General features: G+C 76.7%; 5 protein-coding genes. All 5 read left to right on the forward strand.

Going from position 1 to position 8,168, the window contains the following annotated elements:
- Positions 1-2,203 (forward strand): LuxR family transcriptional regulator (locus L7D48_RS22525; protein WP_237881858.1); only part of this gene is annotated, 2,203 nt, incomplete at its 5' end.
- Positions 2,204-2,437: 234 nt separating this feature from the next.
- On the forward strand, positions 2,438-3,784 hold the full coding sequence (locus L7D48_RS22530) for a CdaR family transcriptional regulator (protein ID WP_237881860.1): 1,347 nt from the start codon (positions 2,438-2,440) through the stop codon (positions 3,782-3,784).
- Positions 3,785-4,034: 250 nt separating this feature from the next.
- Positions 4,035-5,297 (forward strand): FAD-dependent oxidoreductase, encoded by a 1,263-nt coding sequence (locus tag L7D48_RS22535; RefSeq protein ID WP_237881862.1) that lies wholly within the window; start codon positions 4,035-4,037, stop codon positions 5,295-5,297.
- 79 nt (positions 5,298-5,376) lie between these two features.
- Positions 5,377-5,904 carry a GNAT family N-acetyltransferase gene (locus tag L7D48_RS22540; protein WP_237881865.1) on the forward strand — a complete coding sequence of 176 codons (528 nt, stop codon included), beginning with the start codon at positions 5,377-5,379 and terminating at the stop codon, positions 5,902-5,904.
- Positions 5,905-5,913: 9 nt separating this feature from the next.
- Positions 5,914-7,833 carry a DNA primase gene (gene dnaG, locus L7D48_RS22545; RefSeq protein WP_237881867.1) on the forward strand — a complete coding sequence of 640 codons (1,920 nt, stop codon included), beginning with the start codon at positions 5,914-5,916 and terminating at the stop codon, positions 7,831-7,833.
- The last annotated feature ends 335 nt before the right edge of the window (positions 7,834-8,168 follow it).

Here is an 8,168-nt window from a genome sequence, read left to right on the forward strand (position 1 = left end):
GCTCACCGGCACCGAACCGCTGCCCCACCCGCTCCCCGCCACCGGGCCGCGGTTGCGCTCGGCCGCCGCCGAACTGGCGGACCTGCCCGAACAGGCCCGCACCCTGCTGCTGCTGGCCGCCGCCGCGTACGAACTGGGCGGCACGGCGGACTGCTCCACCCTGGCGCGCGCCGCGGCCCTGGCCGGACTCGGCCCGAACGGAGCGGACCCGGCCCGCAGCCGCGGCGCCCTGCGGCGTGAGGGCGACCGGCTGCGCTTCGCGAACTCGCTGCTGCGCCGCGCCGCCTACTGGGGCGAGCCGCCCGAGCGGCGGCGCACCGCCCACCGGCTGCTCGCCCGCGCCCTGGAGGGCACCGGCGCGGAAGAGGGCGCCGGCGCCGGGGGCGGCCGGAGTGACGAGGCCGTGAACGCGGGAGCGCCGCACCGGCTGCTCGCGCTGCGCCACCGTGCCGCGGCCGCCCTGCCGCAGGGGGGCGCGGACCCGGAACTGGCCGACGCGCTGGCCGCCACCGCATCCGACACCACGGCCGCCGACGAGCACACCCACGCCGAGCTGGCCGACGCCCTGTGGCGGTCGGCCGAACTCACCGGAGCCGACGGCGGGTTCGGCACAGCCCAGGACACCGGTGTGCGCGCGGCCCGGCTGACCGCCGCGGCCGAACACGCCTGGTCGGCCGGACGCCCGTACCGGGCCCTGGCCCTGCTGGACCGGGCCCGCGCGCTGCCCGTACACGACACCGTGCGCGGCCGGGCCGAACTCGTGCGCGGAGTACTGGAGTTGCGCAACGGCGTGGTCACCGACGCCCATGAGCTGCTGTCGTACGCCGCCCGGCTGCTGGGCCCCTACGACCCGCACACCGCCCGCCGGGCGCTGCTGCACGCGACCGAGGCGGCCTGGGCGGTCGGCGACATCGCCGGCTTCCGCGCCGACCTCGCCCGTATCGCCGGGCTGAGGATGCCCGCCGGGGACCCGCTGCTCGACGACTACTGCGCGGGCCTGGACGCGGTGCTCTGCGGCGACATCGACCGCGGCGGCCCGCTGCTGCTGCGCGTCCTGGAGCACGCCGCCGGCGAGCGGCAGCCCTGGAGGCTGATACGGGCCGGGATCGTGGCCCTGGTCGTCGGCGACGTCGCGGCCGCCCACAACCTCAACACCCGCGCCCTGGCCGCCGCCCGGGCGTGCGGGCCGGCCGCCGTCGTACCCCAGGCGCTGGAGCATCTGGCCTACAGCGAGCTGCGGGCCGGGCGGCACAGCCGGGCCCGCGCCCACGCCGAGGACGGGCTGCGCCGCGCCCGCCGCAGCGGCCAGCGCAACTGCGCCGCCCACCACCACGCGGTGCTGGCGATGGCCGCCGCCGTGGAGGGGGACGCGGCCGCCTGCGCCGGGCACGCCCGCGCGGCGGGCGAGGACGCCGGGCCGCACGGTCTGGGCGTGGCCGCCACCCTGGCCCAGTGGGCGCTGGCCCGCTGCGACATGGGGCACGGCAGGCCGCACGAGGCCGCGGCCCGGCTGGAACCGCTGGTGGGCACCAGTCCGGGCGAACTGCCGGGGACCGGCGCCGGGCGCGGGCACTTCGCGCTCCAGGCGCTGGCCGCGCCGTGCCTGGTGGAGGCGGCAGCCCAGGCGGGCGACCGGCGCACCGCCCACGCCGCGCTGGCGCACTTCGCCCAGTGGACCGCCGTCACCGCGGACCCGATGGCGCCCGTCCAGCTCGCCCGCTGCCGGGCCCTGCTCGCCGGGCCGCAGGAGGCGCCGGAGCTGTTCGCGAAGGCGCTGGAGGAGCACGCGCGGATCGACAGCGACTTCGAGTACGGCCGCACCCAGCTGCTGCACGGCAAGGCGCTGCGCCGCGGGCGCCGGCCGGGCGCGGCCCGCGGGGTGCTGCGCGACGCGCTCCTGGCCTTCGAGCGGTGCGGCGCCCGCAGCTGGGCCGACCAGGCCCGCGCCGAACTGCGGGCCACCGGCGAGACGGCGGGGCAGGGCGCGCCGCGGGTGCTGGGCAGACTGACCCCGCAGCAGCTGCGCATCGCGCGCTGCGTGGCCGAGGGGGCCACCAACCGGGAGGTCGCGCTGCGGCTGTCGGTCAGCCCCCGCACGGTCGACCACCACCTGCGCAACGTCTTCGCCGCGCTGGGCATCCGCTCCCGGGTGGAGCTCACCAGGGTCCTGGCGGCGGCCGGCGACGGCCGGCACGACGGCTGAGGGGCGGGACCGGCGGCGGGGCGGCGGGGGCGTCCGCCGTCCCGTGTGCGCCCACGCCCACCGCACCGGCCCGCCCCGCACCGGCCGCGTACGCCGGACACGCCGCGTACGCCGGGCACCTGGGAGACTGAGCGGTCGCTAAGCGATTCCCGCACGCCTCTGGATATCCCGGTCCGGGCCTGCTGACAATGCTGCATCGAGCCGCTCCCGACACCCGCCAGGTGGAGGACCGAGATGCACCCCGTCATGCGCGCCCCCGTGAACGCCGAGGCCGTGGCCGTGCTGCACCGGGCCGCCCGGCCGCTGATGGACGAACTGCCCCGGCTCACCGACCGCGTGGTCGAGCTGCTGCGCAAGGAGGAACCCGCCTACCGCGCCGCCTCCGTCGACCAGGACGAGCTGTGGCACGAGGTGTACCGCTCCCTGCGGCACAACGTGGGCTCCCTGCTGCGCCCCAAGGAACTGCGCGACGCCGCCCGCCGCTGCTCGTGGCGGATCGGCGCCGACCGCGCCGAGCAGGGGCTGCCGCTGGACGCCCTGATGCGGGCCTTCCGGCTCGGCGGCGCGGTGGTCTGGCAGTCCCTGGTGGACCGGGTCACCCGGTACGACCCCGACGGCGCGCGACTGCTGGTCCACGTCGCGGCCGAGGTGTGGGACTTCGTCGACGAGCACTGCGCGGTGGTCGCCGAGGCGTACCGGCAGACCGAGCGCCGGCTGGCCTGGCGCCACGACAACCGCCAGCGGCTGATGGCCGACGCCCTGCTGGAGGGCACCATGCGCGTCGCCGACCTCGCGGAGACCTCCGAGGCGCTGGGGCTGCCCGAGCGGGGGCGGTACGCGGTGGTGGCCGTCGCGGGCCCCGGCCGGGAGGCCCACCGAGCCCTGATCCGCTCCCGCGTCCCCGCGGCCGTACGGATCCTGTGGCACCCCCGGTCCGACGCCGACCTGGGCATCGCCGTGCTCGGCGGCGGTCCGGCCGGTCACGGCGGCCCGGGCGAATCCGGCGAACCCGGCGACCCGGGCGGTCCGGACGGCCACGCCGCCGCCGACGGCCTGCTGGCGGAGCTGGCCGGCGCCCTGCCCGCGCTGCCGGGACTGCGCACCGGCATCAGCTCCGCGGTCGAGGGCCTGGCCCGGATCGGCGAAGCCCGCCGGCTCGCCGAGACCGCGCTGCGCTCGGCCGCCCCGGGCGGGGCGCCGGTCCTGCTCCACGAGCATCTGCCCGCCGCCCTGCTGGTCTCCTCGCCCGGCCTGGCCGCGGCACTGGCCGAGCGGGTGCTGGGCCCGGTGCTGAGACTGGAGGGCGCCGACCGGGACCTGCTGCTGGACACCCTCACCGCCTGGATGGAGTGCGACGGCTCGGCCCGGCGGGCCGGCAGCAGGCTGTTCTGCCACCGCAACACCGTCCTCAACCGGCTGCGCCGCTTCGAGCAGCTCACCGGCAGATCCCTCGGCCGCCCCCACGAGGTGGCCGAACTCTCCCTCGCCCTGACCGCCCGCCGGGTCCTCCACGGCCAGACGTGCGACCGGGGTCCGGCGGCGGCGCGGACCGCTTCCGGCCGGACCCGCCCCGAGGTCTGAGGGCGCGGACACGCGGAGGCGGGTGCGCGTACCCGATGGTTCCAGACAAACGAGGACGGTGCGCGCGAAGAGGGATAGAGCGGCCCGGAGGGTGGGGAGGATCTGTGGGAGACGTCCGCGGAGCCGACCGCGGGCCCTCCCCGGACATCTCCCGCGCGCCCGGCCGCGCCGCCCCTTCCGGCGGCGCGGCCGGCGGGGCACACTCCCGGGGAATCCACCGCAGGGGGGCAGCGCAACGAGGAGGAAGCACGTGGTCGACGCACATCGCACGTTCGTCATCGTCGGCGGCGGCCTGGCCGGGGCGAAGGCGGCCGAGACCCTGCGGGCCGAGGGCTTCACCGGCCGCGTCATCCTGATCGGCGACGAACGCGACCACCCCTACGAGCGGCCTCCCCTCTCCAAGGGCTACCTCGGCGGCACCACCGAGCGCGAGAGCGTCTTCGTCCACGAGCCCGCCTGGTACGCCGGGGCCGCCGTCGAACTCCACCTCGGCCAGCCCGCCGTCCGCCTCGACCGGGAGGCGAAGACGGTGGAGCTCGGCGACGGCACCCGGGTCCACTACGACAAACTGCTGCTGGCCACCGGCGCCGAGCCGCGCCGCCTGAACGTCCCCGGCACCGAGCTGGCCGGGGTGCACCATCTGCGCCGCCTGGCGCACGCCGACCGGCTGCGCGGCACCCTGGCCGGGCTCGGCCGCGACAACGGGCACCTGGTCGTCGCGGGCGCGGGCTGGATCGGCCTGGAGGTGGCCGCGGCCGCCCGCTCCTGGGGCGCCGAGGTCACCGTCATCGAGCCGAACCCCACCCCGCTGCACCCCGTCCTCGGCCCCGAGCTGGGCGCCGTCCTGGCCGACCTGCACCGCGAGCACGGTGTGCGCCTGTACTTCGGCACCTCCCTCACCGAGATCGTCGGCCAGGACAGCCAGGTCCTGGCCGTCCGCACGGGGGACGGCGAGGAGCACCCGGCGCACGCCGTGCTCGCCGCCATCGGCGCCGCCCCCCGGATCTCCCTGGCCCGCGCCGCCGGGCTGGAACTGGCCGGGGAGCCCGTGGGCGGTGTCGCGGTGGACGCCTCGCTGCGCACCAGCGATCCCGACATCCACGCGGCCGGCGACGTCGCCGCCCTCCACCACCCGCTGTTCGGCACCCGGCTGCGCGTCGAGCACTGGGCCAACGCCCTGAACGGCGGACCGGCCGCCGCCCGGGCGATGCTCGGGCAGGAGGTCTCCTACGACCGGGTGCCGTACTTCTTCTCCGACCAGTACGACATGAGCATGGAGTACTCCGGCTGGGCGCCGCCCGGCTCGTACGACCAGGTGGTCGTCCGGGGCGACCTCGGCAAGCGGGAGTTCACCGCCTTCTGGCTGAGCGGGGGGCGGGTGCTGGCCGGGCTGGGCATGAACACCGAGGGCGTCACCGGGCCGGTCCAGCGGCTCGTCCGCTCCGGCCGGGAGACCGACCCGGAGAAGCTGGCCGACCCCTCGCTGCCGCTGGACGAGCTGGCCGGGAACTGACCCACCGGATCCCCCCGGTCCCGGCCCCGGCCCCGGCCCCGGCCGCGGGCTCGCGTCCGCGGAGCCGTAGCGTGGCGGCATGACCGTCCCCGCCATCCGCACCGCGCTGGTGCCCGCCTCCGAGATCCTCGGCCTGCGGTGGGAGGTGCTGCGCCCGGGGCTGCCGCGCGAGGCGGCGGTCTTCCCCGAGGACAGCGACCCCGCCGCGTTCCACATCGCCTCCTACGAGGGGGACGCGCCGGAGGTCCTCGGATGCGGCACGTTCTTCCCCGAGCCGTTCCCCGGAGCCCTCTGCGGAGCCTCCGCGGGGCCGCCGGACCTCGCCGCGACCGCGTACCGCTTCCGGGGCATGGCCAGCGCCCCCGCCGCCCGCGGCCGGGGCCACGGCGCCGCCGTGCTGCGCGCGGGCACCGCCGAGGCCGCCGCCCGCGGCGCCGCGCTGCTGTGGTGCAACGGCCGCACCACGGCCCGCGGCTTCTACGAGCGCCAGGGCTTTCGGACGCACGGGGAGGAGTTCGTCATCGAGGGCGTCGGCCCGCACCTCGTCTTCGTCCGGGAGATCCGGCCCCGGACCCGCCCTGCCGGGGATGGCGCGGGGCGGCCGTAGACTTCTGCCGTGGCGGGACGGATCAACGACGACGACGTGAAGGCGGTGCGGGACGCGGTCCCGATCGACGCCGTCGTCTCCGAGTACCTCCAGCTCCGCCCGGCCGGCGGCGGCAACCTCAAGGGCCTGTGCCCCTTCCACGACGAGAAGTCCCCCTCCTTCCACGTCAGTCCGAGCAAGGGCCTGTACCACTGCTTCGGCTGCCAGGCCGGCGGGGACACCCTCGACTTCGTGATGAAGGTGGACCACCTGTCCTTCTCCGAGGCCGTCGAGCGGCTCGCCTCCCAGGCCGGGGTCACCCTGCGCTACGAGGAGGGCGGCTACGCCCCCGGCCGCCAGCAGGGCGAGCGCATCCGGCTGGTCCAGGCGCACAAGGCCGCCGCTGCCTTCTACACCGAGCAACTCGACTCGCCGGAGGCCGAGATTGGCCGCCGCTTCCTGGCCGAGCGCGGCTTCGGCCAGGAGGCCGCCGCGCACTTCGGCGTCGGCTACTCCCCGGCCGGCTGGGACCACCTGACCCGCTTCCTGCGCGGCAAGGGCTTCAGCGACAAGGAGCTGATCCTGGCCGGCCTCGCCCAGGAGAGCCGCAACGGCCGCCCCATCGACCGCTTCCGCGGCCGGCTGATGTGGCCCATCCGCGACATCACCGGCGAGGTCGTCGGCTTCGGCGCCCGCAAGCTGCGCGAGGACGACAACGGGCCGAAGTACCTCAACACACCCGAGACGGCGATCTACCGCAAGTCCCAGGTGCTCTACGGCATCGACCTGGCCAAACGCGAGATCGCGAAGACCGGCCGGGCCGTGGTCGTCGAGGGCTACACGGACGTGATGGCCTGCCACCTGGCCGGGGTCACCGGCGCCATCGCCACCTGCGGCACCGCCTTCGGCGGCGAGCACATCAAGATCCTGCGCAGGCTGCTGATGGACAACTCCCGCTCGGAGGTCGTCTTCACCTTCGACGGCGACGCGGCCGGGCAGAAGGCCGCCCTGCGCGCCTTCGAGGACGACCAGAAGTTCGCCGCCCGCACCTCCATCGCCATCACCCCCGGCGGCATGGACCCGTGCGAACTGCGGCTGGCCGAGGGCGACGAGGCAGTGGCGGCCCTGGTGGAGGGACGCTCACCGCTTTTCGAGTTCGCCATCCGCTCGGTCACCGGGCAGCACAACCTGGACACCGCCGAGGGCCGGGCCGCCGCCCTGGAGGAGGCCGCGCCGATCGTCGCGCGGATCAAGGACGGCTCGATCCAGCACCAGTACGCCGTACGCCTGGCCGGGCTGCTGGGCATCCTCGACACCGAGTTCGTGGTGCGGCGGGTGGGGCAGCTGGCCCGCTGGGAGCGCGAGCGGCGGTCCGGCGGTCCGGGAGGCCAGGGGGGGCCGCAGCAGCGCCGCCCCGCCGGGCCGCCCGTACCGCGGGTGAGGCCCGGCCCCGCGCCCGGCGGCCCCCGGCTGGACCTGCGCAGCCCCCAGCGGCTGGCCGAGCGCGAACTGCTCAAGCTGGCACTGCAGTTCCCCGCGCTGGTCTCCCCGCTCTTCGACGCCTACGGGGCCGACGAGTTCACCGCCGAGCCCTATGCCGAGGTGCGCCGGGCCGTGGAGAAGGCCGGGGGAGTGGAGCGGGCCGACGGGGAGTACCTGGCGCGGGTGCGCGACGCCGCGCCGGACGACACCGTGCGGTCGATGATCACCGAGCTGAGCGTCGAGCCGCTGCGCACCCCGCGCGAGCCCGACGAGGCCTACGCCGGGGAGTTCCTGGTCAAGGTGCGGCTGGAGGCGGTCAACCGCCGGATCGCCGAACTGAGCAGCACCCTCGCGCGCATGGCGAACAGCGGGGACGAGGCCCAGACGGCCGTCGCCGAGCAGCTGTGGACGCTGGAGCGGTACGGCCGGTCGCTGCGCGACCGCGGCGCCGCCGCGCTCTGGTCGTAGGCGGCGCGCGGTCCGCGCGGACCTGCCCCCCGTACCGGCCGGACCTTGCCCGCCGGCGGCCGTTCACCGGCCCGTTCTGCCACCTTCCGTACGCGTTCGGTCACCCGGGAGTCCAGAAACCGTGCGCACGCCCCTCGTGACGGGAGTGTGTCGTACCCCACACTGAGGGAGGTGCCTGAGTCCCCGGAGCGCGTACCCCCCTCGGCACCGCTCGTCCGCCTCGGTGCGGGCAGCGGTGCGGCCGCGCCCGTCCTCGTCTCGCGTGTCGCCCCGAACCGGCAGCGATCAGCTTGGAGGCCGCCCTCGTGCAGACCCGGACCCTGGCCGGCGCGGCC

This window comes from Streptomyces sp. ICN903 (genome assembly GCF_022015835.1).
GTDB classification, from domain to species: domain Bacteria; phylum Actinomycetota; class Actinomycetes; order Streptomycetales; family Streptomycetaceae; genus Streptomyces; species Streptomyces fenghuangensis.